This window comes from Caballeronia concitans (genome assembly GCF_001544615.1).
GTDB classification, from domain to species: domain Bacteria; phylum Pseudomonadota; class Gammaproteobacteria; order Burkholderiales; family Burkholderiaceae; genus Caballeronia; species Caballeronia concitans.
Genome location: NZ_FCNV02000001.1, coordinates 565,921 through 591,213, shown reverse-complemented (window position 1 = coordinate 591,213; position 25,293 = coordinate 565,921). Strand labels below are relative to the sequence as shown.

The 25,293-nt window shown below is 63.9% G+C and carries 19 protein-coding genes; 3 read left to right on the top strand and 16 right to left on the bottom strand.

All coding sequences use genetic code 11. The features are described from left to right. Positions 1 to 108: 108 nt before the first annotated feature. A complete protein-coding gene (locus AWB72_RS02800) occupies positions 109 to 1,080 on the bottom strand; it encodes a LysR substrate-binding domain-containing protein (RefSeq protein WP_040052984.1) in 972 nt (323 codons plus the stop codon). A gap of 261 nt (positions 1,081 to 1,341) precedes the next feature. Between AWB72_RS02800 and AWB72_RS02795 the strand changes: the two genes are divergently transcribed. Beyond that, positions 1,342 to 2,730, top strand: a complete 1,389-nt coding sequence (locus tag AWB72_RS02795; protein WP_040052985.1) for an MFS transporter — start codon at positions 1,342 to 1,344, stop codon at positions 2,728 to 2,730. 18 nt (positions 2,731 to 2,748) lie between these two features. Here AWB72_RS02795 and AWB72_RS02790 read toward each other — a convergent pair whose 3' ends face one another. Continuing rightward, positions 2,749 to 4,626 (bottom strand): ABCB family ABC transporter ATP-binding protein/permease, encoded by a 1,878-nt coding sequence (locus tag AWB72_RS02790; RefSeq protein WP_040052986.1) that lies wholly within the window; start codon positions 4,624 to 4,626, stop codon positions 2,749 to 2,751. Positions 4,627 to 4,864: 238 nt separating this feature from the next. Here AWB72_RS02790 and AWB72_RS02785 point away from each other — a divergent pair, with 238 nt between their 5' ends. Beyond that, positions 4,865 to 5,260 (top strand): acyl-CoA thioesterase, encoded by a 396-nt coding sequence (locus AWB72_RS02785; RefSeq protein ID WP_040052987.1) that lies wholly within the window; start codon positions 4,865 to 4,867, stop codon positions 5,258 to 5,260. 14 nt (positions 5,261 to 5,274) lie between these two features. Here AWB72_RS02785 and AWB72_RS02780 read toward each other — a convergent pair whose 3' ends face one another. Both AWB72_RS02780 and AWB72_RS02775 read right to left on the bottom strand, forming a co-directional pair. Then, complete coding sequence (locus AWB72_RS02780) at positions 5,275 to 8,412, bottom strand: sensor domain-containing protein (protein WP_040052988.1); 3,138 nt, start codon at positions 8,410 to 8,412, stop codon at positions 5,275 to 5,277. A gap of 179 nt (positions 8,413 to 8,591) precedes the next feature. After that, entirely contained in the window at positions 8,592 to 9,071 is a 480-nt protein-coding gene (locus AWB72_RS02775; RefSeq protein ID WP_040052989.1) for a nitrate reductase associated protein, read from the bottom strand. Between the two features lie 204 nt (positions 9,072 to 9,275). On the opposite strand from AWB72_RS02775, the gene fdhD reads away from it, so the two are divergent. Further along, a complete protein-coding gene (gene fdhD / locus AWB72_RS02770) occupies positions 9,276 to 10,103 on the top strand; it encodes a formate dehydrogenase accessory sulfurtransferase FdhD (RefSeq protein ID WP_040052990.1) in 828 nt (275 codons plus the stop codon). Between the two features lie 6 nt (positions 10,104 to 10,109). Here the strand turns inward: fdhD and AWB72_RS02765 are convergent, their stop codons facing one another. The 12 genes from AWB72_RS02765 to ubiB all read right to left on the bottom strand — a co-directional run bounded on the left by AWB72_RS02765 (position 10,110) and on the right by ubiB (position 25,279). Continuing rightward, entirely contained in the window at positions 10,110 to 10,874 is a 765-nt protein-coding gene (locus AWB72_RS02765; protein WP_040052991.1) for an enoyl-CoA hydratase, read from the bottom strand. Positions 10,875 to 10,929: 55 nt separating this feature from the next. Then, positions 10,930 to 12,129: an acetyl-CoA C-acyltransferase gene (locus AWB72_RS02760; RefSeq protein WP_040052992.1), complete on the bottom strand. Its 1,200-nt coding sequence runs from the start codon at positions 12,127 to 12,129 to the stop codon at positions 10,930 to 10,932. A 14-nt stretch (positions 12,130 to 12,143) separates the two neighbouring features. After that, positions 12,144 to 14,573, bottom strand: a complete 2,430-nt coding sequence (locus tag AWB72_RS02755) for a 3-hydroxyacyl-CoA dehydrogenase/enoyl-CoA hydratase family protein (protein WP_040052993.1) — start codon at positions 14,571 to 14,573, stop codon at positions 12,144 to 12,146. Between the two features lie 613 nt (positions 14,574 to 15,186). Next, a complete protein-coding gene (locus AWB72_RS02750) occupies positions 15,187 to 16,974 on the bottom strand; it encodes an acyl-CoA dehydrogenase C-terminal domain-containing protein (protein ID WP_040052994.1) in 1,788 nt (595 codons plus the stop codon). Positions 16,975 to 17,044: 70 nt separating this feature from the next. Next, complete coding sequence (locus tag AWB72_RS02745) at positions 17,045 to 17,740, bottom strand: TetR/AcrR family transcriptional regulator (protein ID WP_040052995.1); 696 nt, start codon at positions 17,738 to 17,740, stop codon at positions 17,045 to 17,047. A 258-nt stretch (positions 17,741 to 17,998) separates the two neighbouring features. After that, entirely contained in the window at positions 17,999 to 19,276 is a 1,278-nt protein-coding gene (locus tag AWB72_RS02740) for a phospholipase D-like domain-containing protein (protein WP_374728854.1), read from the bottom strand. Beyond that, positions 19,276 to 19,752: a dihydroneopterin triphosphate diphosphatase gene (gene nudB, locus AWB72_RS02735; protein WP_040052997.1), complete on the bottom strand. Its 477-nt coding sequence runs from the start codon at positions 19,750 to 19,752 to the stop codon at positions 19,276 to 19,278. Before nudB ends, AWB72_RS02740 begins: the two co-directional genes overlap by 1 nt. Positions 19,753 to 19,878: 126 nt before the next feature. Beyond that, positions 19,879 to 21,681: an aspartate--tRNA ligase gene (gene aspS, locus AWB72_RS02730; RefSeq protein WP_040052998.1), complete on the bottom strand. Its 1,803-nt coding sequence runs from the start codon at positions 21,679 to 21,681 to the stop codon at positions 19,879 to 19,881. A gap of 89 nt (positions 21,682 to 21,770) precedes the next feature. Then, the gene (locus tag AWB72_RS02725; protein WP_040052999.1) at positions 21,771 to 22,436 is read right to left on the bottom strand and encodes a DUF502 domain-containing protein; all 666 of its coding nucleotides are present in this window, start codon (positions 22,434 to 22,436) and stop codon (positions 21,771 to 21,773) included. A 142-nt stretch (positions 22,437 to 22,578) separates the two neighbouring features. Continuing rightward, the gene (locus AWB72_RS02720; protein ID WP_040053000.1) at positions 22,579 to 22,941 is read right to left on the bottom strand and encodes an FmdB family zinc ribbon protein; all 363 of its coding nucleotides are present in this window, start codon (positions 22,939 to 22,941) and stop codon (positions 22,579 to 22,581) included. 132 nt (positions 22,942 to 23,073) lie between these two features. Then, complete coding sequence (locus AWB72_RS02715; RefSeq protein WP_040053001.1) at positions 23,074 to 23,682, bottom strand: methyltransferase domain-containing protein; 609 nt, start codon at positions 23,680 to 23,682, stop codon at positions 23,074 to 23,076. A gap of 22 nt (positions 23,683 to 23,704) precedes the next feature. Then, entirely contained in the window at positions 23,705 to 25,279 is a 1,575-nt protein-coding gene (ubiB, locus tag AWB72_RS02710) for a ubiquinone biosynthesis regulatory protein kinase UbiB (RefSeq protein WP_040053002.1), read from the bottom strand. Positions 25,280 to 25,293 lie beyond the last annotated feature (14 nt).

Here is a 25,293-nt window from a genome sequence, read left to right as displayed (position 1 = left end):
TGATGCTCCAGCGGTTGTGGAATGCATGCATTGTCGAAAAACGGCGATTCCAAATCCAATGCCGTTTCCTTATCCCATCATGCGTTTCTTGCATAACGTCCGAAAGCCTTACGCGGCGGGCGTTTCCGCCGATGCCTTCAACAATTCTTCACCGACAGCATCCCATAACGCGCGCATCAGTGCTTGACGCGGTTCGTCGCCTTGCGATGCGAGCTTGTCGCGATAGAGGCGGATTTCCATCGTCAACGTGAACTGACCGGCGGGCGTGCCGCGCGTTCCGCGATCGAGCCGGATGAGGCGTCCTTCGTCGATCGCGTCTTCCACCGCGCTGTGCGGCAGGAACGCGATGCCGTGGCCGGCGAGCGCCATCGCCTTCAGACCTTCGGCCATGTCGGTTTCATAGACCTTGTCGAGATGAAGGCGCGTCGGCGCAGTGGCGATGATCACTTCCGTCATGCGGCCGAGGTACGCATTAGGCGTGTACGACAGATACGGCACGGGCGCATCGGCGGTGGCGGGCAGCGTGTAGCGCGCGCGGCCCGCCTTGTTCGCGGCGGAGAACGGGCTGATCGGTTCGGCGCCGAGCGTGAGCATGTCGTAGCGGGCGGGATCGAGCGCGACCGGATGGCTCGGATGGTGATAGCCCATCACGAGATCGCAGCCGCCTTCGACGAGCGACAGCACCGCGTCGTGCACGTTGAGCGCGCGCAGCCGCGTGCGGATACGCCCGAGCCGCGCCTCGATATGCTGCAGCCAGCGCGGGAAGTACGTGAGCGAGAGCGTATGCGGCACCGCGAACTCGATGGTCGCCGCCGGCACGCCGCCCTGCCCGCGCAATAGCGTGCGCGCTTCGTGGAACTGCGAGAGCATCGCGAGCGCCTGTTCGTAGAACACGTTGCCGGCTTGCGTGAGGCGCGTCGGATAGACAGAACGGTCGATGAGTTCGGTTCCCAGCCACGCTTCGAGCGCCTGGATGCGCCGCGAGAACGCGGGCTGCGTGATGTGCCGAAGCTCGGCGGATCGGCTAAAGCTGCGCGTCTCCGCGAGCGAGACGAAGTCTTCGAGCCATTTCAGTTCCATGCTGGATTCGCGCCTTGATATGCGGGATGCGGCATTTTAGCGGGGCACGCGCGTGGCGCAGCGCACCATCGGCGGACGCGTCGCACGGAAGCGGTGCGGTGTCCTCTATTCGAAGTGTCGTCCCCGTTATCGCTCAGAACGCGCTCCGGCGTGCGTGCGCCGCGCTTCGCGAAAACATGCATGCGATTGGCATGATGGTTGCAAAAGTCCGGGCCGCCGCGAAGCCGTCGCTCGAACGCTTCGCATCCACCGGGACATGCAATGTCGAATCTCGTCGTATCGCTCAAGAGCGGCAACTGGCGCTCACTGCTCGCCTGCTTCCTTTATTTCGATACGGGCTTCACCGTCTGGGTGCTGTACGGCCCGCTTGCGCCGTTCATCGGCCGCGACGTGACGATGTCCGCCGCGCAGCAAGGCTTTCTCGTCGCGGTGCCGGTGCTCGCCGCCGCGATCCTGCGCGTGACGCTCGGCAACCTCTATCAATCGACCGATGGCCGCCGTATCGCGCTGATGGGCGTGCTGCTTTCGTCGATTCCGTCGATCGTGCTGCCGCTCGTGCCGGGCGTGCCGTCGCATGCGCTGCTGCTCGTGCTGGGCGTCTTCCTCGGCATGGGCGGCGCGAGCTTCGCCGTTGCGTTGCCGATGGCCGGCAGCAACTATCCGCCGAAGGTGCAGGGCCTCGTGCTCGGGCTCGCGGCGGCGGGCAACATCGGCGCGGTGCTCGACGGCTTCCTGTTTCCCCATCTCGCGGATGCCTTCGGCTGGAAAGTATCGACCGCCGCCGCGCTGCCGCTGCTCGCGATCACGGCGGCCGCGCTGTACGCGTGGGCGTCGGATGCCGGCGAGAAAACCGGCAGCACGATGCGCGCGCTCGCCAGCTTCGGCGTGACGCTCGCGAGCCTCATCGTGCTCGTGCTCGCGGTGCACAGCGGCGTTTTCGGCGCGGGGCGCGCGGGCGTGCTGCTGCTGCCGGTGATCGGCGCGCTCATCGCGATCGCCGTGTTGCCGCGCCGCTATCGTTCGGTTCTGGCCGAGCGCGATACGTGGGTCGTCATGCTCATCTACAGCATCACGTTCGGCGGCTTCGTCGGCATGTCGTCGTATGTGACGCTGCTGCTGACGTCGCTTTATCAGATGCCGAAGCTCGAAGCCGGCCTCTTCATGTCGCTGCTCGCGTTTCTCGGCGCGATCGTCCGGCCGTTCGGCGGCTATGTCGCCGATCGCGTGACCGGCGTGCGCGCGCTGCTCGTGCTGCTCGCGCTGATCGCCGCCGCGGACTTCGCCTTCGCGATCTGGATGCCGCCCGTGACCGGCGGCCTCGCGCTGCTCGTGTGTCTGTATCTTGCGTTCGGGCTCGGCAACGGCTCGACGTTTCAGCTCGTGCCGCATCGCTGGAAGGGCAAGACGGGATTGCTGTCAGGGATCGTCGGCGCGGCGGGCGGTATCGGCGGATTCTATCTGCCGGTGATCATGGGGATTGCAAAGGAAAGCACCGGCAGCTATCAGATGGGCTTCGCCACGTTCGGCGTGCTCGCGACGTGCGCGTTCGGCGCGTTGTTCGTGCTGCGCGGACAGTGGCTGCGGTGGTCGGCGCTGTCGGCGCACGAGCGCGATGCCGTCGCGATCAACGGCGCACACGCGATGGAGTGATGCGCCGTACCTTGGGCCTCAAACCCTCGCCGCATCCCCCTGCTCGACGGCGGGCTCCGCCGCCCGCTGCTGCTGCAACGCCCACATCTGCGCGAACAGCCCGCCAGCGCGCAGCAACTCCGCGTGCGTGCCGCGCTCGACCACGCGCCCATGATCCATCACGATGATCTGCTGCGCATGCACGACCGTCGATAACCGATGCGCGATGATCAGCGTCGTCCGCTCGCGCGCGATCGAATCGAGTTCGCGCTGGATCGCGCGTTCGGACTTCGAATCGAGCGCGGACGTGGCTTCGTCGAAGATCAGGATCGGCGGATTCTTGAGCAGCGTCCGCGCGATCGCCACGCGCTGCTTTTCGCCGCCCGACAGCTTCAGCCCGCGCTCGCCGACCGTCGTTTCATAACCCGCCGGCAGCCCTTCGATGAAGTCATGAATGTGCGCCGCCCGCGCCGCCGCGATCACTTCGTCGCGCGTCGCCGATGGCCGACCGTACGCGATGTTGTAATAGATCGAATCGTTGAAGAGCACGGTGTCCTGCGGCACGATGCCGATCGACGCGCGCAGCGAATCCTGCGTGACGTCGCGAATGTCCTGCCCGTCGATCACGATGCGCCCGCCCGCCGCGCGATCCAGATCGTAGAAGCGGAACAGGAGCCGCCCGAGCGTCGATTTGCCCGAGCCGCTATGTCCGACCACGGCGGTCGTCGTGCCCGCGGCGATGGTGAAGTCGACATCGTGCAGGATGGACCGCGCCGCTTCATACGCGAAGCTCATGCGCTCGAATCGCACTTCGCCGCCCGCCACCCGAAGCGGCGCTGCGTTCGGCGCGTCCGGCACTTCGCGGCCCGCGCCGAGCAGCGTGAACATGCGGTCCATGTCGGTGAGCGCCTGCTTCAGTTCGCGATACACCACGCCCAGAAAATTCAGCGGAATATAAAGCTGCAGCATGAACGTGTTGATGAGCACGAGATCGCCGAGCGTGAGCCGCCCCGCCATCACGCCCTGCGTCGCGCGCCAGAGAATGAACACGAGTCCCAGTCCGATGATCGTCTGCTGCCCGAAGTTGAGCATCGAAAGCGAACGCTGCGACTTGATCGCGGCCGCGCGATACCGTTGCAGATTCTCGTCGTATCGGCGCGTTTCCCACTCTTCGTTGCCGAAGTATTTCACGGTCTCGTAGTTGAGCAATGAATCGATGGCGCGCGAGTTCGCCTTCGAATCCAGCTCGTTCATCGTGCGCCGATAATGCGTGCGCCACTCCGTCACCTTCACCGTGAAGCCGATATACAGGCACAGCGCGATGAGCGTGACGATCGCGTAATACGCCTCGTATTTCGTCACGAAGAACGTGAGCACGAGCCCGACTTCGACGAGCGTCGGCAAGATGCTGTACAGCGAATACGACACGAGTTGCTGAATGCCGCGCGTGCCGCGCTCGATATCGCGCGACATGCCGCCCGTTTGCCGCTCGAGATGAAACCGCAGCGACAGCGAATGCAGATGACGAAACACCTTGAGCGCGAGTTGCCGCACCGCGCTTTCCGTCACTTTCGCGAAGAGCAGTTCGCGCAGTTCCGTGAATAGCGACGTCGAAAGCCGCACGCCCGCATACGCGACCACGAGCAGCCCGATGCCGCCGATCAGCACGATGCCCGGCGCATCGTTCGCGCGGCCGAGCGCGGTCAGATGCTGCACGGACGCGAGGCCGTCCACGATGCGCTTCATCACGATCGGCACGCCGAGGTTGGCGACTTTCGCGCCGATGAGGCACGTCAGCGCGAAGGCGACGCGCCACTTATACGTGGTCAGATAAGGCAGCAGCGAGCGGATGGTCTGCCAGTCGTTGCGCGGACCTTGCGCGACCGGGCCCGGCTCGGTGTTCGAATAGCGGCGCATGAGTTCGAGTTGTGAGGCGCTTCAAAAGCACGTGGCGGACGTTGCCTGGCGACGCGCGGCGTGGGGACGCCTGACCGGGAAAGCGGGGACACGCCGTGCGTGCATCCCGTACAATTTATCGGAGGCTGCGGCGCTTCGGCGCGCGGCCTTTCCCTATACATGAGCATTGTCGCAGAAGGTTCAAGGCCACGCTCGCGCCTGCCTTCAGTCGAGCGGCATGCGGACCGGACTACCTTTCATGCCTGAAGAATCGAAACTGCCTCAGAAGCCCGTCACGCTGCGCGTCGTGCCGCAACCCGCCGATTCCAACATGCACGGCGACGTCTTCGGCGGATGGATCATGGCGCAAGTGGACATTGCCGGTTCCATCCCGGCGAGCCGTCGCGCGAACGGCCGCGTCGCGACCATCGCGGTGAATTCGTTCCTGTTCAAGAATCCGGTATTCGTCGGCGACCTGCTGAGCTTCTATACCGACATCGTGAAGACGGGCAATACGTCGATCACCGTCTACGTCGAAGTCTATGCGCAGCGCCTAAGCCTCGCCGAGGAAGTCGTCAAGGTGACGGAAGCGACGCTCACCTACGTCGCCACCGACAACGACCGCCGCCCGCGCGCGCTTCCGCCGCTGGATTAAAGGCGGCGTCTTCGTCAGTTCAACAGCACGCCCTGCTTCAACAAGCCCGGAATGGCGTCGTGCGGCATCGGGCGTGAGAAAAGGAAGCCCTGCATTTCGTCGCAATCGCGCTTGCGCAGGAATTCGTGCTGCGCGTCCGTTTCGACGCCTTCCGCGATCACCTGCAATTCCAGCGAATGCGCGAGCGCGATGATCGCGGACGTGATGGTTTCGTCGTCGCCCGACGAGCCGATGTCCGCCACGAACGAGCGATCGATCTTCAGCCGATGCACCGGGAAGCGCTTCAGATACGACAGGCTTGAATAGCCGGTCCCGAAGTCGTCGATGGCAATGCCGATGCCGAGCGCCGATAGCTCTGAGAGCATGGCCGCAGCGTTGTCGGCGTTGCGCATGATCGCGCTTTCGGTCAGTTCGAGTTCGAGATAGCGCGGCTCGAGGCCGGTTTCTTCGAGCACGGACGTGACGAGTGCCGCGATATCGCGCTGCTGGAAATGCCGCGCCGACAGATTCACCGACATGCGCGCGGGCGGCAGCCCGGCGTCCTGCCACGCCTTGTTCTGCCGGCACGCCTCGCGCAGTACCCATTCGGACAGCGGCCCGATCAGCCCGCTTTCCTCCGCGACCGGAATGAACGCCGCCGGCGACACGAGCCCCTGCTCCGGATCGTGCCAGCGCACGAGCGCCTCGATGCCGACGATCGCACGCGTCGCCATATCCACCTGCGGCTGATAGTGCAGCAGGAATTCGCCGTCGCGCAGCGCGCGCCGCAGCCGCCGCTCCAGATTCATGCGTGCGCCGGCGCTCGCGTTCATCTCGGGCTCGTAGAACTGATACGTGTTGCGCCCGAGATCCTTCGCGCGATACATCGCCAAGTCGGCTTTCTGGAGCACGGTCTCGGCGTCGTCGCCGTCCTGCGGGAAAAGACTCGCGCCCATGCTGCAGCCGACGTAAAGCTCCGTTTCGTCGAGCCATACCGGTTCAGAAATCGCCGCGCGCGTGCGCTCCATCCATGCAATGAGATCGGCTTCGTCGGTTACATCCGTCAGCACGATCACGAACTCGTCGCCGCCGTGGCGCGCGACCGTATCGCTCGTGCGTGCAGAACGCGCGAGCCGCTCGCCGATCACCGCGAGCAGCCTGTCGCCGACGCTGTGGCCGAGGCTATCGTTCACGTTCTTGAAACCGTCGAGGTCCATGAACACGACCGCGATCTTCGATTCGCGCCGCCGCGCATGTTCGATCGCTTGTTGCAAGCGATCGCGCAGCAGATTGCGGTTCGGCAGGCGCGTGAGCGTGTCGTAATTCGCCTGATATTCGAGTTGCTCCTGATAGTCCATCAGGTCGGTCACGTCGTTGATGATGCCGATGTGATGCGTCGTCATGCCCTGCGCATTCGGCACCGGCGCGACGAACAGCTGATTCCAGAACAGCGCCCCGTCCTTGCGATAGTTCCGCACCACGACGCTCGTTTCGGCGTTCGCGGTGAGCGCGCGGCGGATCGACGCGAGGCCGTCCTGTTCGCTGTCCTTGCCGTGCAGGAACCGGCAGTCGCGCCCGATGACTTCGCTCGGCTCGTAACCCGTGATGCGCTTGAACGCCGGGTTCGCATACTCGATCACGTTCGCGCCGTTCACCACGCCGGTGATAAGAATGGCGTTCACGCTCGCGTCGAGCGCGCGGCTTTGCAGACGCAGCGCGAGTTCGGCGCGCTTGCGCTCGGTCACGTCCTGATACGAACCGAGCACGCCGATGGAATTGCCCTCGCCGTCGAGCAGCGGCAGCAAGCTCGTGACGACCGTGTGCAGCGTGTCGCCGACGAGCACGTCGCGCTCGAAATGCATCTTCGGCACGGTCGTCTGGATGACTTCCTGATCGTCGGCGCGCACCACGTCGGAGGCGGAGGACCACGGCAGCTCGTAGTCCGTCTTGCCGATGACCTGCTCGTTGTACGCGAGCCCCGCATCGCGGGCGAACGCGTTGTTGCAGCCGAGATAGCGCGATTCGCGGTCCTTCCAGAACACGCGCTGCGGAATGTTGTCGATGACCGCTTCGAGCATTTCGTTCGAACGGCGCGCTTCCGCTTCCGCGTTGATGCGGTCGGTCACGTCGTTCGCGAGCATGAAAAGCCCCGGCCGGTTCGAATACGTGAGCGCGTGATGCGACACGTCCGCGCTGATCGTCGAGCCATCGCGATGCCGATAGCGCCACACGCCGCTCGATCGCTGGCCGCGCGTCGCGCGTTCACCGGTACGCTCGTTTGCCCGCTCGCCGCTTTCCGCGCCGCCGCGCGCGAGCCGCGCCGTGAAACGGTCGAAGTCGTCGGCGACGTGAAGATCGCGCAACGTCATCTCCATGAACTCGGCTTCAGAATAGCCGTAATGCTCGATAGCAGCCGGATTCACGGCAATGAAGCGCATCGTTTCCCGGTCGACGATCCACATCGGCACCGGATGCGCCTCGAACATGCTGCGGAATCGCTCGTTGCTGCGATGCTTCGCCCGCGCGACGCCGAGCTTTTCGCGCGACGAACGCTCGTGGCTCGCGAAGAGATAGATGAGCACGCCGCTGCCCGCGAGCATGGTGAACGCGAGCAGCAGCATCGCGCCGCTGGAGCCGGTCGCCGAGCGGTCGAGCGCGGCGATCGTCGCCATGTCGATTCGTGAACGGACGGCCGCGAGTTCTTCATCGACCGCCTGCTGATCTTCGCCGAGCTTGACGAACGCGGCGTCGGCCCAGGCGCGCGAGTCGTCGGCGGGGGCGTTGCGAGCGCGTTCGTCGGCGAGATTCGCGTCGTCGCGCATGATCGCGGCGCGCGCGGCGAGCGCTTCGAATGCGCCGCCGAGTCCCGGCTCCATCGCGGTCTGGGCGCGCAGGCCGCTTTCGAGCGCGTCGAGATGCGCTTCGCGCGCTTCGTGCCGCGCCGCCGACTCGGCCACGCCCGTCGCCTCGAAACGGCTCAGTTGCGTGAGCGCCTCGCCGAGCGCGCCGCGATACGCCGAGATATCGCGGAGAAGACTCATCGAGCGCAGCGTGCGGGCGTTGCTGTCGCGCAGATCCGCGATCCGCTCGCACGCGACGAACGCATTCGCGCCGAGCGCGGCGAGGACCACGGCGGTGTTGACCAGCAAACGCCTGGAGAGGAAACGAGTCATGAGCGACGGGCCGATCCTGTTGTTCCGCGATGGATGCGCCCATGCCGCGCGCGCCCACGCAAAAGCGCGGTGCGAACACGAGATTCACACCGCGATTAATGGATAACGTGGATAACGGCAGCGTTCACGCGGGCTTTAGTGCCGCGTGGAAAAAACTTTCGCTCGCCCTATTCGGCGGCCTACTCGGCCAGCCCGAACTCGCGCATCGCGGGCAGGAAGTCGTGATTGGCCTTGTCCGTGTTGCGCGACAGCTTGGCGAGCGCATAGCGCTGGAAGCGGTCGAGTTGGGCCCAGCGCGAGAGGCTCGGCGCGCTCACGCCCGCGAGACTGCTCTGGCGGATGACGGTCTCGGGCACGGCGTCGGTATGCGCCCAGACCGGCTCGGTATCGCGCGGAATCTTTTCCGGCGCGGCGTTCGCGTGCGTTTTCAGCATCTCTTCGAGCGCGAGGTCGAAGTTCTTCTCCAGTTCCGCTTCGTCTTCTATCGGAAAGCGCGCGAGCAGCACGCGATCGTCATAAGGAAGCATCTGCCATTGATCGAGCGAGATGCGCATGCCGAAGCGGTCGAGATTGAAGCGGACCGCGAGCGGAATGAAGCGCAGGTTGTCCGAGGATTCGATCTCGAACTGAAAGAGACGGGCGGCGTCGTAAAGTCCCATGGCGATAGCCTCATTGGTTTGAGGGGCGCGCGCCGGCGCGCATCGCCCGCTTAAGTTATTGTAGGGCCTGGTATTGAGCTGGAACCGTGCAAATCTGTGCCGCTGCGTGCGCCTGTGAACCAGCGCGAACAGCACGTTCCTTTAGCAAGCCGCATACCCGGACGTCGTCCGGTCATCGTTCGTGCGGCAACGGAGTGCAGTCAAGTGAATCAAATCGAAACCGAAGATCAGCCGGGCTACGTCGAACGGCAAGTGCGAAGAAACCGGCGCGGGGAGATCGCCGCGGCGAGTGATAACGTCGGTCAGGAATGGCCCGTCGCGCTGGTGTACAACGGCATCTCGCACGCGGTGATGATGTGCACGCCGCGCGATCTCGAAGCGTTCGCGGTGGGCTTCTCGCTGACCGAAGGCATCGTCGAGCGCGGAAGCGATATCCACGATATCGAGGTCTATTACCGCGACGACGGTCACGCGCTGCCGCACGCCGAAGTGCATCTGCAAGTCGTGCAGCAGGCGTTCGCATCGCTGAAGGACAAGCGGCGGGCGCTCGCGGGGCGCACGGGTTGCGGCGTGTGCGGGATCGAGAGCATCGACTTGCTGGATCTTCAGCCGGAGCGCGTGCCGGACACGGGCTTTCTCGCGAGGCTCGCGCCCGATGCGATCGAGCGCGCGGCGCGCGAATTGCCCGAGCATCAGCGATTGACGAAGCTCACCGGCGGCCTGCACGCGGCCGCGTGGTGCGACGAAAGCGGCGCCGTGCGATTCGCGTTCGAGGATGTCGGCCGGCATAACGCGCTAGACAAGCTCATCGGTCAGCTCGTGCTGCAGCGCGTGGATACGACGCAAGGCTTCGTCTTCCTGTCGAGCCGCGCGAGTTACGAGCTGGTGCGCAAGTCGGCGCGCGTCGGCGTGCCGATGGTCGTGACCATTTCTGCGCCGACGTCGCTTGCCATCTCTATCGCGAAGCAGGCGGGCTTGCGGCTCGTGAGCTTTGCGCGGGAAAGCAGTTTCGTCGAATACGACGTGGAGTGAGCGGCTTCACTCGAACTGCTTGAAATCCGCCTTCCGCTTCCCGAAGAACGCCGCGAACGCTTCGCGCGCTTCCGGCGCGACGAGCATCCGCGCGAAATGCGCCGCCTCTTCTTCCATGCGCGCGGCCACGTCCATCGACTGCGCGCCTTTCATCAGCGCCTTCGTCGTGCGCAGCGATCCGGCCGGCAGCGCCGCGAGCCGTCTCGCACGCTCGAACGCATAGGCGTCCAACTCGGCGGCTTCCATCGCGCCGTTGACGAAGCCCATGCTGATCGCTTCATCGACATCGAACGCTTCGCCCAGAAGCAGCTTCTCCGCCGCGCGCTGATATCCCGCGATGCCCGGCAGCAGCAAGCTCGACGCCGCCTCCGGACACAGCCCCAGTTGCACGAACGGCAGCGAAAACTTCGCGTGCTTCGCGGCATAGACGATGTCGCAGTGCAGAAGCATCGTCGTGCCGATACCCACCGCCACGCCCGATACCGCCGCGACCACGGGCTTCGGCATCGCGCTTAAACGACGCAGGAACTGGAACACGGGCCCGTCCTGGTCCTTAGGCGGATCGTTGAGAAAGTCTTCGAGGTCGTTGCCCGCGCTGAACGCGCCGCCGTTGCCGCGCAGCAGCACGGCGCGCACCGCCGGGTCCTTCTCCGCTTCGTAAAGGCCGTCGGCCATTTCCTGATACATCGCCGCGGTGATCGCGTTCTTCTTGTCCGGCCGATTGAGCACGATGCTCAGCACGCCTTCCGCGCGTTCGATCTGAATGTCCATCCGCTGTCTCCTTCATGTCGGCCCGCGAGCGACCGCACTCGCGGACCATTCGAGATCAAACGCGTTCGATGATGCCCGCCGCGCCCATGCCGGTGCCGACGCACATCGTCACCATGCCGTACTTCAGGTTGCGGCGGCGCAGGCCGTGCACGACCGTCGCCGAGCGGATCGCGCCCGTCGCGCCGAGCGGATGCCCGAGCGCGATCGCGCCGCCGAGCGGATTGACCTTCGATGCATCGAGGCTGAGATCGTTGATGACCGCGAGCGATTGCGCCGCGAACGCCTCGTTCAGCTCGATCCAGTCGAGGTCGTCCTGCTTCAAACCCGCCGCCTTGAGCGCCGCTGGAATCGCTTCCTTCGGCCCGATGCCCATGATCTCCGGCGGCACGCCGCGCACCGCGAAGCTCACGAAGCGCGCGAGCGGCGTCAGGTTGAACTGCTTCAGGATCTTTTCCGACACGACGATCAGCGCGCCCGCGCCATCCGACGTCTGCGAGCTATTGCCCGCCGTCACCGAGCCCTTGTTCGCGAAAACGGGGCGCAGCTTCGCGAGACCTTCGAGCGTCGTGTCGGCGCGCGGGCCTTCGTCGAACGCGATCTCGCGCGCATTCACGCGCACTTCGCCGGACGCGATATCCGGGAAGCGCTCGTTCAGCGTGTAGGCGGCGATTTCATCGGCGAATTCGCCCGATTGCTGCGCCGCCAGCGCACGGCGATGCGACTCCACGGCGAACGCGTCCTGCGCCTCGCGGCTCACCTTCCAGCGTTCGGCCACTTGTTCCGCCGTCAGCCCCATGCCGTATGCGATGCCGACATCTTCGTTGCGATCGAAGATATGCGGCGACAGCGACGGCTTGTTGCCCATCATCGGCACCATGCTCATGGATTCGCAGCCGCCCGCGATCATCGCATCGGCTTCCCCGACGCGGATGCGGTCCGCCGCCATCGCGAGCGCCGTCAGCCCGGATGCGCAGAAGCGGTTCACCGTCACGCCGCCGACCGACTGCGGCAGCCCGGCGAGCAGTGCGCCCATGCGCGCGACGTTCAGCCCTTGCTCGGCTTCGGGAATCGCGCAGCCGACGATCGCGTCTTCGATCACGCTGGTATCGAGTCCCGGCACTTGGGCCACGGCCGATTTGATCGCGTGGACGAGCAGTTCGTCCGGGCGCGTGTTTCTGAACACGCCGCGCGGCGCCTTGCCGATCGGCGTGCGGCTCGCGGCGACGATATATGCGTCTTGAAGTTGTTTGCTCATTGCTTGCTCCGCGATTAGTTGCGCACCGGCTTGCCGGTCTGCAACATGCCCATGATCCGTTCCTGCGTCTTTTGCGTGCCGAGCAGTTCGACGAACGCGCGGCGCTCGAGCGCGAGCAGCCATTCTTCATCGACCAGACTGCCCGCTTCGACGTCGCCGCCGCACACCGCTTCCGCGATGCGGCTCGCGATCAGATAGTCGTGCGCGCTGATGAAGCGCCCGTCGCGCATGTTGACGAGCGACGCCTTGATCGTCGAGATCGCCGAGCGGCCCGCGACCGGCACCTGCTTCACGCGCAGCGGCGCGCGATAACCGGCATCCGACAACGCGCGCGCTTCTTTCTTCGCGATGTCGAGCAGCTCGTGTACGTTGAACACGATGGTGTCCGACGGCTTCAGATAGCCCATCGCGCGGGCTTCGAGCGCGGAGGCCGAGACCTTCGCCATCGCCGCGTTCTCGAACGGCTTCTGCAGGAACTTGAGCAGGTCGCTCGTCGCGTTGACGGCGCTCGCGGCTTCGGCTGCGCGCAACGCGGCTTCCTTCAGCCCGCCGCCCGCCGGCACGAGACCGACGCCCACTTCAACGAGCCCGATATAGCTTTCGATGTGCGCGACGCGCTTCGCCGAATGCAGCAGCAATTCGCAGCCGCCGCCGAGCGCGATGCCCGACACCGCCGCGACCACCGGCACGTTCGCGTACTTCACGCGCAGCATGCCTTGCTGGAACTTCTTCACGAACGGTTCGATGCCCTTCGCGCCGCCCATCATGAACGCGGGCATGGCTTCTTCGAGATTGGCGCCCGCCGAGAACGGACCGCCCGGCGCGCCGAGTTGCAGCGACGTCGGCTGCCAGATCACGACGCCGCGATACTCCTTCTCCGCGAGTTCGATGGCTTGCGTGAGGCCGTCGATCACGCCCGCGCCGATGGTATTCAGCTTCGTCTTGAACGAGACGATGACGACATCGCCCTGATCGTCGTCGAGCCAGGCGCGCACGTTCTCGGTTTCGAAGAGCGTCTTGCCGAAGGTCTTCGGATCGGCGCCGCTTTCACCGACGAGCGGCGCGCGGAATACTTGCTTGCCGTAGACCGGCAGCGTCGAACGCGGCATGAACTTTCGCGCGGCGGGCGACCACGATCCTTCGTCGCCGTGAACGCCGCCCTTCTCCGCGACGGGGCCGTCGAGCACCCACGCGGGCAGCGGCGCGCTCGAGAGCGCCTTGCCGGCATCGATGTCTTCCTGCACCCACTTCGCGATCTGCTGCCAGCCGGCCGCTTGCCAGCTTTCGAACGGCCCCTGATTCCAGCCGAAGCCCCAGCGAATGGCGAGATCGACATCGCGCGCGTTATCGGCAATGGATTCGAGATGCACCGCGATGTAATGGAACACGTCGCGGAAGATCGCCCACAGGAATTGCGCCTGCTTGTTGTCGGTTTCGCGCAGCAGCTTGAAGCGCTCGGCGGGCGGGCGCTTCAAAATGCGGCCGATGATTTCGTCCGCTTTCGCGCCGCCATCGACGTATTGCGCGGTCTTCGGGTCGAGCACCTTGATCGCCTTGCCTTCCTTGCGATAGAAGCCCGCGCCGGTCTTCTGGCCGAGCGCGCCGTTCTTCACGAGTTCGGCGAGCACGGGCGGCGTGGTGTAGACGGAGAAGAACGGATCGTCGGCGAGGTTGTCCTGCATCGTCTTGATGACGTGAGCCATCGTGTCGAGGCCGACGACATCGGCGGTGCGGAAGGTCGCGGATTTCGCGCGGCCGAGGCGCGAGCCGGTGAGATCGTCGACTTCGTCGAAGCGCAGGCCGAACTTTTCGGCTTCGGCGATCACGGCGAGGATCGAGAACACGCCGACGCGGTTCGCGATGAAGTTCGGCGTGTCCTTCGCGCGCACGACGCCTTTGCCGATGACGCTCGTGAGGAACGTTTCGAGTTGATCGAGGATTTCCGGATTCGTCGATGCGGTCGGGATCAGTTCGACCAGATGCATGTATCGCGGCGGATTGAAGAAGTGCACGCCGCAGAAGCGTTGCTTGAGGTCGTCGCTGAAGCCGTTCGACAGTTCGGTGATCGAGAGGCCCGACGTGTTGCTCGCGAAGATGGCGTGCGGCGCGAGGTGCGGCGAGACCTTTTTGTAGAGGTCGTGCTTCCAGTCCATGCGCTCGGCGATGGCTTCGATGACGAGATCGCAGTCTTTCAGCTTAGCAATGTCGTCGTCGTAGTTGGCCGGTTCGATGTATTGCGCATCGTCTTTTATCCCTAGCGGGGCGGGCGAGAGCTTCTTGAGGTTCTCGATTGCCTTCAGCGCGATGGCGTTCTTCGCGCCTTCCTTCGCGGGAAGGTCGAACAGCAGCACGGGCACGCGGGCGTTGATCAGATGCGCAGCGATCTGCGCGCCCATCACGCCGGCGCCGAGCACGGCGACTTTGCGAATGTTCAAGGTGCTCACTTGGGTTTTACCTCCGGTTTGGGGTTTTGTGCTTTGTGCGGCGTGTTTGGGGTTCGTTGATGCCTTGTCTTGCAGTTCTATTCAGTAGCCGCCTCCCCGGCGGAGGGGTCACTTTCTTTGCTGCTGCAAAGAAAGTAACCAAAGAAAGCAGCTTTTTTTCGACCCGCTCGAAGCAACCATCAAGTGGTCACTCCGCAGAACATCGGTGGCACTCAGCTTGAAACAGCCTTGAATCACCTTCCGCGCCCGCTGAGCGCCACGTCCTCCGAGCCCCACGGCTCGACAACACCGAACGTTTGCTAGTGCTTCGCACTCGTTCTCCGCGCCGTCGCACACGAAGTCAGCGTCAAACTTAAGCCGCCGCGCCCCGATGGTGTTAACGAGCCCGGGGGCTCGGATGGGGTGGTGCTCAGCGGGCGTGGAAGGTCATTCAAGGCTGCTAATTAATTCGATTGCCACCGTGTTTCTACGGAGTGTCCACATGGTTAGGTGCATCGGGCCGGAAAAGCTGCTTTCTTTGGTTACTTTCTTTGCAGCAGCAAAGAAAGTGACCCCCGCCCCGGGGAGGGGCGCGCAAACAGACCGACGCGCCTACAAGTTCAACGACAACGAATCAAAACCACGCTTCATCGAATTCCATCAACGACTTGGACCCCGAACGCGCAGCGCGAATAGAAGAAGCGGTCTCAGGCAGCAGCTTGGCGAAATAAAACCGCGCGGTAGCGAGCTTCGCAGCATAGAAAGCATCGCCGGAAGAAGCGCGATCGAGCGCCACCCGTGCCATCCGAGCCCAGAAATAAGAAAACACGAGGTGCCCGACAGTCCGCAAATACGGCACGGCGGCAGCGCCCACCTCATCGGGATTCTGCATGGCCTTCATGCCGATCTCCATCGTGAGCTTCTGCACCTTCTCGCCAATGTCCGCCAGCGGATTGATGAACTCCTGCATCTCGGGCTTCACGCCCTCTTCCTCGATGAACGCCGCCACGAGCTTGCCAAAGCGCTTCATCTTCGCGCCCATGTCGCCGAGAATCTTGCGTCCGAGCAGATCGAGCGCCTGAATCGAATTCGTGCCCTCGTAAATCATGTTGATGCGTGCATCGCGAACATACTGCTCCATGCCCCATTCGGAAATGAAGCCGTGCCCGCCGTAAATCTGCATTGCGAGGTTCGTGCCTTCGAACGCGTTATCGGTCAGAAACGCCTTGATCACGGGCGTCAGCAGCGCGACAAAATCAGCCGCTTCACGGCGCGCCGCTTCGTCCTCGTGCGACAACTCCTTGTCGATATTGAGCGCCGCCCAATACGCGAACGCGCGGCCCGCCTCGGCATACGCCCGCTGCGTCAGCAACATGCGACGCACATCCGGATGCACGATGATCGGATCAGCCGGCTTCTCCGGCGCTTTCGGCCCGGTGAGCGCGCGCATCTGCAGACGCTCCTTCGCATACACGAGCGAGTTCTGATAGGCCACTTCGGTGAGGCCGAGACCCTGCATGCCGACGCCAAGGCGCGCCGCGTTCATCATCACGAACATGGCGTTCAAGCCCTTGTTCGCCTCGCCGACGAGCCAGCCCTTCGCGCCATCCAGATTCATCACGCACGTCGCGTTGCCGTGGATGCCCATCTTGTGCTCGATCGATCCGCACTTGACGCCGTTGCGCGCACCGACCGCGCCATTCGCGTCCGGCACGAACTTCGGCACGATGAACAGCGAAATGCCCTTCGTGCCCATCGGCGCGCCCGGCAAACGCGCGAGCACCAGATGCACGATGTTCTCCGCCATGTCGTGCTCGCCGCTCGAAATGAAAATCTTCGTGCCGGTGAGGGCATAAGAACCGTCGCCGTTCGGCTCGGCCTTCGTGCGCAGAATGCCCAGGTCCGTGCCGCAATGCGGTTCGGTCAGGCACATCGTGCCGGTCCACACGCCTTCGACGAGCTTCGGCAGATAAACCGACTTCTGCTCCGGCGTGCCATGCGCGTGCAGGCACTCGTAAGCGCCGTGCGACAGGCCGGGGTACATCGTCCAGGCCTGATTCGCGGAGTTCAACATTTCGTACAACGCATTGTTGACGAACGCAGGCAGCCCTTGGCCGCCGAATTCGGGATCGCAGCCGAGCGCGGGCCAGCCCGCCTCGACGTACTGTCGATACGCCTCCCTGAAGCCAGCCGGCGTCTTCACGACGCCATCGCCCTCATACGTGCAGCCCTCGCGGTCGCCGACCTGATTCAGCGGAAACACGACCTCGGAGCAGAACTTGCCGGCTTCCTCGAGCACCTGATTGATGGTGTCCGCATCCAGCTCGGCGTGCTTCGGCATGCGCTTCAGTTCGGCTTCGACGTTCAGCAGTTCGTGCAGCACGAACTGCATGTCGCGAAGGGGGGCGGCGTACTGTCCCATGAGTCTCTCCAGTTTCTCGTGCTTGTCGTCGCGCGCCGCCGAACCCTTCAGGCCGATTCGATCGGCACCGCTAACGACTGCCGGTTTGATGCGTTGTAAATGTCGTCGGCGAACTGGCAGCCCCGAGTGCGCCCGGCTCGACCGCCTGCCGCGCGCCGCCATCGGCGGACAAGTTCGACGTCTGATACGAAAGGAACGTCTTTTCCAGCGCGTCCCGCGTCAGTTGCACGGCTTCGGGCAGATGCAGGAAGCGCGCGTCGTGATGCAGGCCGAGCGTGAAGCTGTACAACTCGAAGAGCATCAGCTTCGGGTCCGTCTCCGGTTTCAGATGCCCCTCTTCCTTCGCCTGACGAATCGCCCGCAACAGCGCTTCCCGCCAGGTCGTCACACTGCTGACGAGTTGCTCGCGCACCGCGCTCGCCGCCCGGTCGTCGTACTCGACCGCGCCACTGATGTAGATGCAGCCCGTCGTCACTTCCTCGATTCGCCGCTCCATCCATCGGCTCATCATCCCGCGCAATCGCGGCAAGCCGCGCGGCTCGCGCAGGCTCGGGAAGAACACTTCGTCTTCGAAACGGCGGTGGTACTCGCGCACCACTTCCACCTGCAAATCTTCGCGTGAACCAAAGTGTGCAAAGACGCCGCTCTTGCTCATCTGCATCCGTTCGGCCAGCAGGCCGATCGTCAGCCCTTCAAGCCCGTCCCTGCTTGCCAGATCCAACGCTGCGTCGAGAATCGCGGCCCGCGTCTGTTCGCCTTTTCGCATGATCCCTACCGTCCTCTCAGTCCCGATTAGAAACGAACGGCCGTTCTATTATTGTGGCCGAACGCCGGTGTAACAAGCAAATTTTTAGAAACCAGTTTCTAAAACGCTGCCAGCGTCAATACGATAAGTCTTAACTTGGCGCGTTGATTGTCCCTTTTTATGCACGGACTGCATGTAAGTGACTGCCCGAGTTCCCATTCTGTGGGAGATGTTTGCCACTCGGCATCTATTCTGCCTGTCGGGACGCAGTTTTTGGCTTCAATCGTATTGGCCGATGGTGATCATCTTCATCATCGCGCGATAGGTGTTGTAGGCGAGCCAACTGAGCACGCGCTCAAAGAGCGGACGCGACGCGTAACGCTTTTCGTCGATGGGACTGGCTTCGTCAAAAGCCTGAAGAATGGCGTCGTGCAAACCGGCGATTTCCGGGTGATTGACGAGCACCATGTTGGCTTCGTTGTTCAGGACGAGCGAGAGTGCGTCGAGGTTCGATGAACCGATCGTCGCCCAGTCGGCGTCCACGACAGCGACCTTGCCGTGAAGCATCGTTTTCTCATATTCGGCGATGCGCACGCCGTGCTTCAGCAAGTTGCCATAGAGGAAAGGCGTCGCGTAGTCGAGCGCGACGAACTCCTTACGCCCGATCACGAGCGAGACGCGCACGCCGCGTTGCGCCGCGTGCACCAGCGCGCGCCGCAGCTTGCGGCCCGGCATGAAGTAGGGATTGGCCAGCAGCACTTCGCGCTCCGCATGGGCGATGGCGCGCAGATAGGCCTTCTCGATGGCGCGTCGGTTCAGCAGATTGTCGCGCGCGACGAACGCCACGCACGGACGGTCCACCGCGTGAATCTCGCCCAAGCGCGCGCGCTGGCGTGCGCGCAATGCGCGACGCGAACTCCATCGGCTTTGCGGCGGCTCGGGATCGCAGTTCGGCGAACGCGGCTCGCGCGGCTTCACGCCCAGGCGAATGCGCTGCCACTGGAGGTCGAACGCATCGCGCACGTCTTTGACAACGGGACCTTGCGCTTCCATCGCGAAGTCCCAGCGCGGCACGTCGAGTCGCGTGCCGTTCTGGTCGAAGTCATCGACGATATTGATGCCGCCGCAGAACGCATGGACGTTGTCGATCAGCGCGAGCTTGCGATGCGTCCGCGAAAAACCGAGCGGCCCGAACAGCAGATGCGGGTTGTAGACGCGATGCTCGACGCCGCCTTCCTTCCACTGCGCAAACATCGGAAGATTGCTTTGCGTGCCGACGCCATCGGTGATCACACGCACCACCACGCCGCGCGCCGCCGCGCGCACGAGCGCATCGGACACGGCGCGGCCGATGTCGTCGTTGGCGAAAATGTAGGTTTCGAGCGACACCGACGTCTTCGCGTTGTCGATGCGCTCGATCAGCGCGGGGAAAAACTCCACGCCGCTCTGAAAGATGCGAACGTGATTGCCGACGGTGAAACAAAGCCGCGGCGGACGCCGTCCGGAAAACAGCGCCTGACGCAACCGCTTGAAATTGCGCCGCGGACGCACACCGATCATCGGTTATGCGCCGCCAGGCGCTCGGGCAATTGAAGGATCGCTTCGCGGTTCGACCACGAGAAACAGCGGTCGGCGGCCTCGCGAAGCGGCAGCCACAGATGCGACGTGTGTTCGCGCGGCGCGAGTGTCACTTCCAGACAGTGCGGCACACAGAGGCTGAACTGGTGTTCGGTATTGTGCGTGACGCCTTCGGCATAGCGATGCCGCCACTGCGGATAGATCTCGTACTGAATGCTGTGATGCCAGTCGAGCAGCGCGGCCTCGGGCACGAGCGGACTGCCGACGACGATGCCCGTCTCTTCCTGCACTTCGCGCGCGGCGGTTTCCGCGAACGGCTCGTCGATGTGATCTTTCGAGCCTGTCACCGACTGCCAGAAACCTTTGTGGTCCGCGCGCTCGATGATGAGCACATCGAGGTCCGGCGTATGAATGACGACCAGTACGGATTCGGGGATTTTGGGCGGCTTCTGCATGGCGTAAGGAACACGCTTCTTTATCTGTCTTGGTCCCGGAGACTGTAACGCAAAAAGCGAAAAAGGCGCGGGCCATGACAGCCCGCGCCTTTTTTCATCGCAACATTGCGACGCTTACTGCGACGCTCAGCTCGCCTTCTGCTCCGGCTGACGCAGACGAATATGCAATTCGCGCAACTGGCGCTCGTCCACTTCGCTCGGCGCTTGCGTGAGCAGATCCTGCGCGCGCTGCGTCTTCGGGAACGCGATGGTGTCGCGGATCGAGTCGGCGCCCGACATCAGCGTGACGATGCGGTCCAGACCAAACGCGATACCGCCGTGCGGCGGCGCGCCGTACTGCAGCGCGTCGAGCAGGAAGCCGAATTTGAGGCGCGCTTCTTCCGCGCCGATCTTCAGTGCGCGGAACACCTTGCTCTGCACGTCTTCCTGGAAGATACGCACGGAACCGCCGCCGATTTCCCAGCCGTTCAGCACCATGTCGTACGCCTTCGCGAGACAGCGGCCCGGATCCGTTTCGAGATATTCGAGGTGCTCGTCCTTCGGGCTCGTGAACGGGTGATGCGCGGCCACGTAGCGGTTCTCTTCCTCGTCGAACTCGAACATCGGGAAGTCGATGACCCACAGCGGCTTCCAGCCGGTCTCGAGCAGGCCGTTCGCCTTGCCGAATTCCGAATGACCGATCTTCAGGCGCAGCGCGCCCAGGCTGTCGTTCACGACCTTCGCGCGATCCGCCGCGAAGAAGATGATGTCGCCGTCTTGCGCCGCCGTGCGCTCCATGATCGCGGCGAGCGCGGCATCATGCAGATTCTTGACGATCGGGCTTTGCAGACCGTCGCGGCCCTTCGTCTTGTCGTTGACCTTGATCCACGCCAGGCCCTTCGCGCCGTAGATGCGCACGAATTCCGTGTAACCGTCGATGTCGCCACGCGACAGCTCGCCGCCCTTCGGCACGCGCAACGCTGCGACGCGGCCGTCCTTCGAGTTCGCCGGCATGCTGAACACCTTGAAGTCGACGTCGCGCACGGCGTCGGTCAGGTCGGCGAATTCCAGCTTCACGCGCAGGTCGGGCTTGTCCGAACCGAAGCGGCGCATCGCTTCCGAGTACAGCATGACCGGGAATTGTTCCGGCAGCGCGACGTCCATCGTCTCCTTGAAGACGTGGCGGATCATCTCTTCGAACAGATCGCGGATTTCCTGCTCGTTCAGGAACGAGGTTTCGCAGTCGATCTGCGTGAATTCCGGCTGACGGTCGGCGCGCAGGTCTTCGTCGCGGAAGCACTTGGTGATCTGATAGTAACGGTCGAAGTTCGCGACCATCAGCAATTGCTTGAACAATTGCGGCGATTGCGGCAGCGCGAAGAACTGACCCGCGTTGACGCGCGACGGCACGAGGTAGTCGCGCGCGCCTTCCGGCGTGCTCTTGGTCAGCATCGGCGTTTCGATGTCGATGAAACCTTGCGCGTCCAGATACTTGCGCACTTCCATCGCCACGCGATAGCGCAGGCGCAGGTTCTTCTGCATCTGCGGACGGCGCAGGTCCAGCACGCGATGCGTGAGGCGCGTGGTTTCGGAGAGGTTGTCGTCGTCGAGCTGGAACGGCGGCGTCACCGATGCGTTCAGCACCGTCAGCTCATGGCACAGCACTTCAATCTTGCCGCTCGTGAGATTGGCGTTGGCCGTGCCTTCGGGACGGTTGCGCACCACGCCCTTCACCTGGACGCAGAACTCGTTGCGCACGCCTTCGGCCACGCCGAACATCTCGGCGCGGTCCGGATCGCAGACGACCTGAACGAGCCCTTCGCGATCGCGCAAGTCGATGAAGATAACGCCCCCGTGATCGCGGCGGCGATGCACCCAGCCGCACAGCGAGACGGTTTGGCCCAGGAGGGCTTCGGTCACCAGACCGCAGTATTCAGATCGCATCGACATGATGTGTGTGTCTTTCGTTGTTCGTTAATCAACGGCTCGCGCGCGGATCGTGCTCTTGGTCGGCGTGATTCGCGGCGCGCGCGCCGGCATTACATCGGCGGCTCGGTGGGGCGGCGGGCGGGCGCGACCGGCGTGAGCGGCGCGCTCGGGGCGGGGGCGACCACGCCCATCGAGACGATGTACTTCAGTGCGGCGTCGACGGTCATATCCAGTTCGACGACTTCGCTTTTCGGCATCATTAGAAAGAAGCCGGACGTGGGGTTCGGCGTCGTCGGCACATAGACGCTCACGTGGTCTTCCTTCAGATGGTTGAGCACGTCGCCGCCGGGAATGCCGGTCAAAAAGCCGATGGTGTACGAGCCCTTGCGCGGATATTCGATCAGCAGCGCCTTGCGGAATGCATTGCCGCTCGACGAGAGCAGCGTGTCGGACACCTGCTTCACGCTGGTATAAAGCGGGCCGACGACGGGAATGTGACGAACGATCGCGTCCCACCACAGCACGAGCTTCTGCCCGATGAAATTCTGCGTGAGCAAGCCGACGATGAAGATGAACGCCAGCGTCAGCACCGCGCCCAGGCCCGGCAGATGGAAGCCGAAGACGCGCTCCGGTTGCCACGCGGACGGCAAGAGCAGCAGCGTCTGGTCCATGGTTCCGATCACGAGGCCGAGCACCCACAGGGTGATGGCGAGCGGCACCAACACGAGCAGGCCGGTGAGGAACACGGATTTGAGCGTAGTCTTTTTCGTGGTCACGTTGTAGTCGATAAGGTCGCTGCGGACGGTTGAGCGGGCTGGGCGCGGTTATCGCGTTCGTCGCGGTTCTAGCGTGCGTGGGTATGCGCGGCCGTCCGATGAGTAGCGGATAGAGCCGCGCGACGCGCCCGGCGTTCAGGCGTCAGGCCGCGCCCGACGATGCCGGGGATGCCGGAGACGCCGACGACCCAGCAGCAGGCGCCGTGCTTGCAGGCGCCGATGCCTCGGACGACGATGCCGCGCCCGCGTTCGCGCTGTTGCTCGCGGCAGCCGTTTCGCCGGATTTCGACGCCGCCGTATCCGACTTGGCGCCGCCGTTGCTGCCGCCCCGGAAATCGGTGACATACCAGCCGGAGCCCTTCAACTGGAAACCAGCCGCGGTGACCTGTTTGGAGAAGGCGTCCTTGCCGCAGGCAGGACATTGCGTGAGCGGTGCATCGCTCATTTTCTGAAGCACGTCTTTTTCGTGGCCGCAGGATGCGCAGCGGTATGCGTAAATCGGCATGGCACTCTTCCTACAATGATCTGTCGACGCTTGCAAAGCCTTGAATTATAGCCGCAAACCGGCATCGGCCCGCTTTTTGGGCGCGTTGAAGCCGTACGGTTCTTCGCAAGGTGAGGACGGTGCCCGCCTGTTTCAAGCGCGCCGCCATGTCAGCCAGCGCTCGCGGCCGGCGAACACGGGAATGGAACCGGTCACTTCACGGTCGTCGGTCAGTTCGAAATGCGGGCCGAGGAGCGCGTGAAGTTCGTCGCGCTCGATGCCGAACGGCGGCCCTTTCGGCGTCGCGCCGATGAAAAAGAAGCCGGCGAGCAGCGCGCCCGGTCGCAGAAGCGCGGCCATGCGCGCGGCGTAATCCGCCCAGCGATGCCTCGGCAGCGCGCAGAGAAAAGCGCGTTCGTAGATCCAGTCCGGCGCGAACGGCGGCTGATATGCGAAGAAATCCGCCTGCTCGACGACATCCGCATGCGCGCCCAGTTGCGCGCGCGCCGCCGCGACGGCGCTCGGCGAAAAGTCGATCGCCCGCACGGTGCAGCCGCGCTCGGCCAGATACGACGCCTCGTATGCGCTGCCGCAGCCGGGAATCAGCACGTTCGTGGCCTGCGTGACCGGAAGCGCCGACACGAACGATTCGAACGCGTCCGGCACGCCCGCCTGATCCCACGGCGTGAAGCGCTGATCGAAGCGCTCGTCCCAGAAACCCGGCGAATCGGGATCGCGGTTATTGAACGTCGGATCGCTCATGGAAGCTCCCTGCGCCAAGCGCTCATAGATGGCCCATCCACATTTCCGCGATGACGACGCCCGCGCCCGCGATCGCGACCAGCCCGACGACGAGCAGCGTCGTCAGCAGCCGATTCGTGCGCTTCTGCTCGGTGAGAAGCAGCCGCATGGTGTCGTCGTTGCTGCTTCGCGGCGCGTCGTGGCGCTCGGCGAGCAGATGATGGATCAGCCGCGGCAGTTGCGGGATGGTCTTGCTCCACTGCGGCGCTTCCATCTGCAGGCGCTCGAACCAGCCGCGCCAGCCGATCTGCTCGTTCATCCAGCGCTCGAGATACGGCTTCGCGGTCTTCCAGAGGTCGAGTTCCGGATCGAGCGAGCGGCCGAGTCCTTCGACATTGAGCATCGTCTTTTGCAGCAGCACGAGTTGCGGCTGAATCTCGACGTTGAAGCGGCGCGACGTCGAAAAGAGCCGCATCAGCACTTGTCCGAGCGAAATGTCCTTCAGCGCGCGATCGAAGTACGGCTCGCACACCGCGCGGATCGCGCTTTCCAGTTCTTCGACGCGCGTGCTCGGCGGCACCCAGCCTGACTCCAGATGCAGCGTCGCGACACGGTGATAGTCGCGCTTGAAGAACGCGAGGAAGTTCTGCGCGAGATAGTTCTTGTCGAAGTCCGAGAGCGCTCCGACGATGCCGAAGTCCAGCGCGATGTATCGCCCGAAGGTGGCCGGATCGAGACTGACCTGGATGTTGCCCGGGTGCATGTCGGCGTGAAAGAAGCCGTCGCGAAACACCTGCGTGAAAAAGATTTCGACGCCCTCGCGCGCGAGCTTCGGAATGTCGACGCCCGCCGCGCGGAGCGTTTCGACCTGGCTGATCGGCACGCCGACCATCCGCTCCATGACGAGCACCGTCGGCGCGGAAAGGTCCCAGTACATCTCGGGCACGAGCAGCAGATCGAGTCCGGCGAAGTTGCGCCGCAACTGGCTGCCGTTTGCGGCCTCGCGCATGAGATCGAGTTCGTCGTGCAGATATTTGTCGAATTCGGCGACGACTTCGCGCGGCTTCAACCGCCGGCCGTCGGGCCAAAGGCGTTCCGCCCAGATCGCGATGTCGCGCAGCAGCGCGAGGTCGGAATCGATCACGGGCAGCATGCCGGGCCGCAGCACCTTGACCGCCACGGGCTTGCCCGCGTGCTCGCCGTGCTTGATCTTCGCGAAATGTACTTGCGCGATGGACGCGCTCGCCACCGGCACGCGCTCGAAGTCGTCGAAAAGCTGTTCGATCGGCGCGCCGAGCGACTTCTCGATGATCGACACCGCCACGTTCGAATCGAACGGCGGCACGCGATCCTGCAGCTTCGCGAGTTCGTTGGCGATATCGACCGGCAGGAGGTCGCGCCGCGTCGAGAGCACCTGTCCGAACTTCACGAAGATCGGCCCGAGGCTTTCCAGCGCGAGCCGCAAGCGAATGCCGCGTTCGATATCGAAGCGGCGGCCGAACGTCGTGATGCGCATGAGATAGCGCACGCGGCGGTCGTTGATGCCGCTCATTACCAGTTCGTCCAGGCCGAAGCGGACAATCGTGAAAAAAATCTTGAGAAAACGCAAAAAACGCATGGTCGGGATTCGCT

Coding starts and splice junctions, on each gene's coding strand:
- AWB72_RS02800 (WP_040052984.1), bottom strand. CDS start 1,080: ATGGAACTGAAATGGCTCGAAGACTTCGTCTCGCTCGCGGAGACGCGC.
- AWB72_RS02795 (WP_040052985.1), top strand. CDS start 1,342: ATGTCGAATCTCGTCGTATCGCTCAAGAGCGGCAACTGGCGCTCACTG.
- AWB72_RS02790 (WP_040052986.1), bottom strand. CDS start 4,626: ATGCGCCGCTATTCGAACACCGAGCCGGGCCCGGTCGCGCAAGGTCCG.
- AWB72_RS02785 (WP_040052987.1), top strand. CDS start 4,865: ATGCCTGAAGAATCGAAACTGCCTCAGAAGCCCGTCACGCTGCGCGTC.
- AWB72_RS02780 (WP_040052988.1), bottom strand. CDS start 8,412: ATGACTCGTTTCCTCTCCAGGCGTTTGCTGGTCAACACCGCCGTGGTC.
- AWB72_RS02775 (WP_040052989.1), bottom strand. CDS start 9,071: ATGGGACTTTACGACGCCGCCCGTCTCTTTCAGTTCGAGATCGAATCC.
- AWB72_RS02765 (WP_040052991.1), bottom strand. CDS start 10,874: ATGGACATTCAGATCGAACGCGCGGAAGGCGTGCTGAGCATCGTGCTC.
- AWB72_RS02760 (WP_040052992.1), bottom strand. CDS start 12,129: ATGAGCAAACAACTTCAAGACGCATATATCGTCGCCGCGAGCCGCACG.
- AWB72_RS02750 (WP_040052994.1), bottom strand. CDS start 16,974: ATGGGACAGTACGCCGCCCCCCTTCGCGACATGCAGTTCGTGCTGCAC.
- AWB72_RS02745 (WP_040052995.1), bottom strand. CDS start 17,740: ATGCGAAAAGGCGAACAGACGCGGGCCGCGATTCTCGACGCAGCGTTG.
- nudB (WP_040052997.1), bottom strand. CDS start 19,752: ATGCAGAAGCCGCCCAAAATCCCCGAATCCGTACTGGTCGTCATTCAT.
- aspS (WP_040052998.1), bottom strand. CDS start 21,681: ATGTCGATGCGATCTGAATACTGCGGTCTGGTGACCGAAGCCCTCCTG.
- AWB72_RS02720 (WP_040053000.1), bottom strand. CDS start 22,941: ATGCCGATTTACGCATACCGCTGCGCATCCTGCGGCCACGAAAAAGAC.
- AWB72_RS02715 (WP_040053001.1), bottom strand. CDS start 23,682: ATGAGCGATCCGACGTTCAATAACCGCGATCCCGATTCGCCGGGTTTC.
- ubiB (WP_040053002.1), bottom strand. CDS start 25,279: ATGCGTTTTTTGCGTTTTCTCAAGATTTTTTTCACGATTGTCCGCTTC.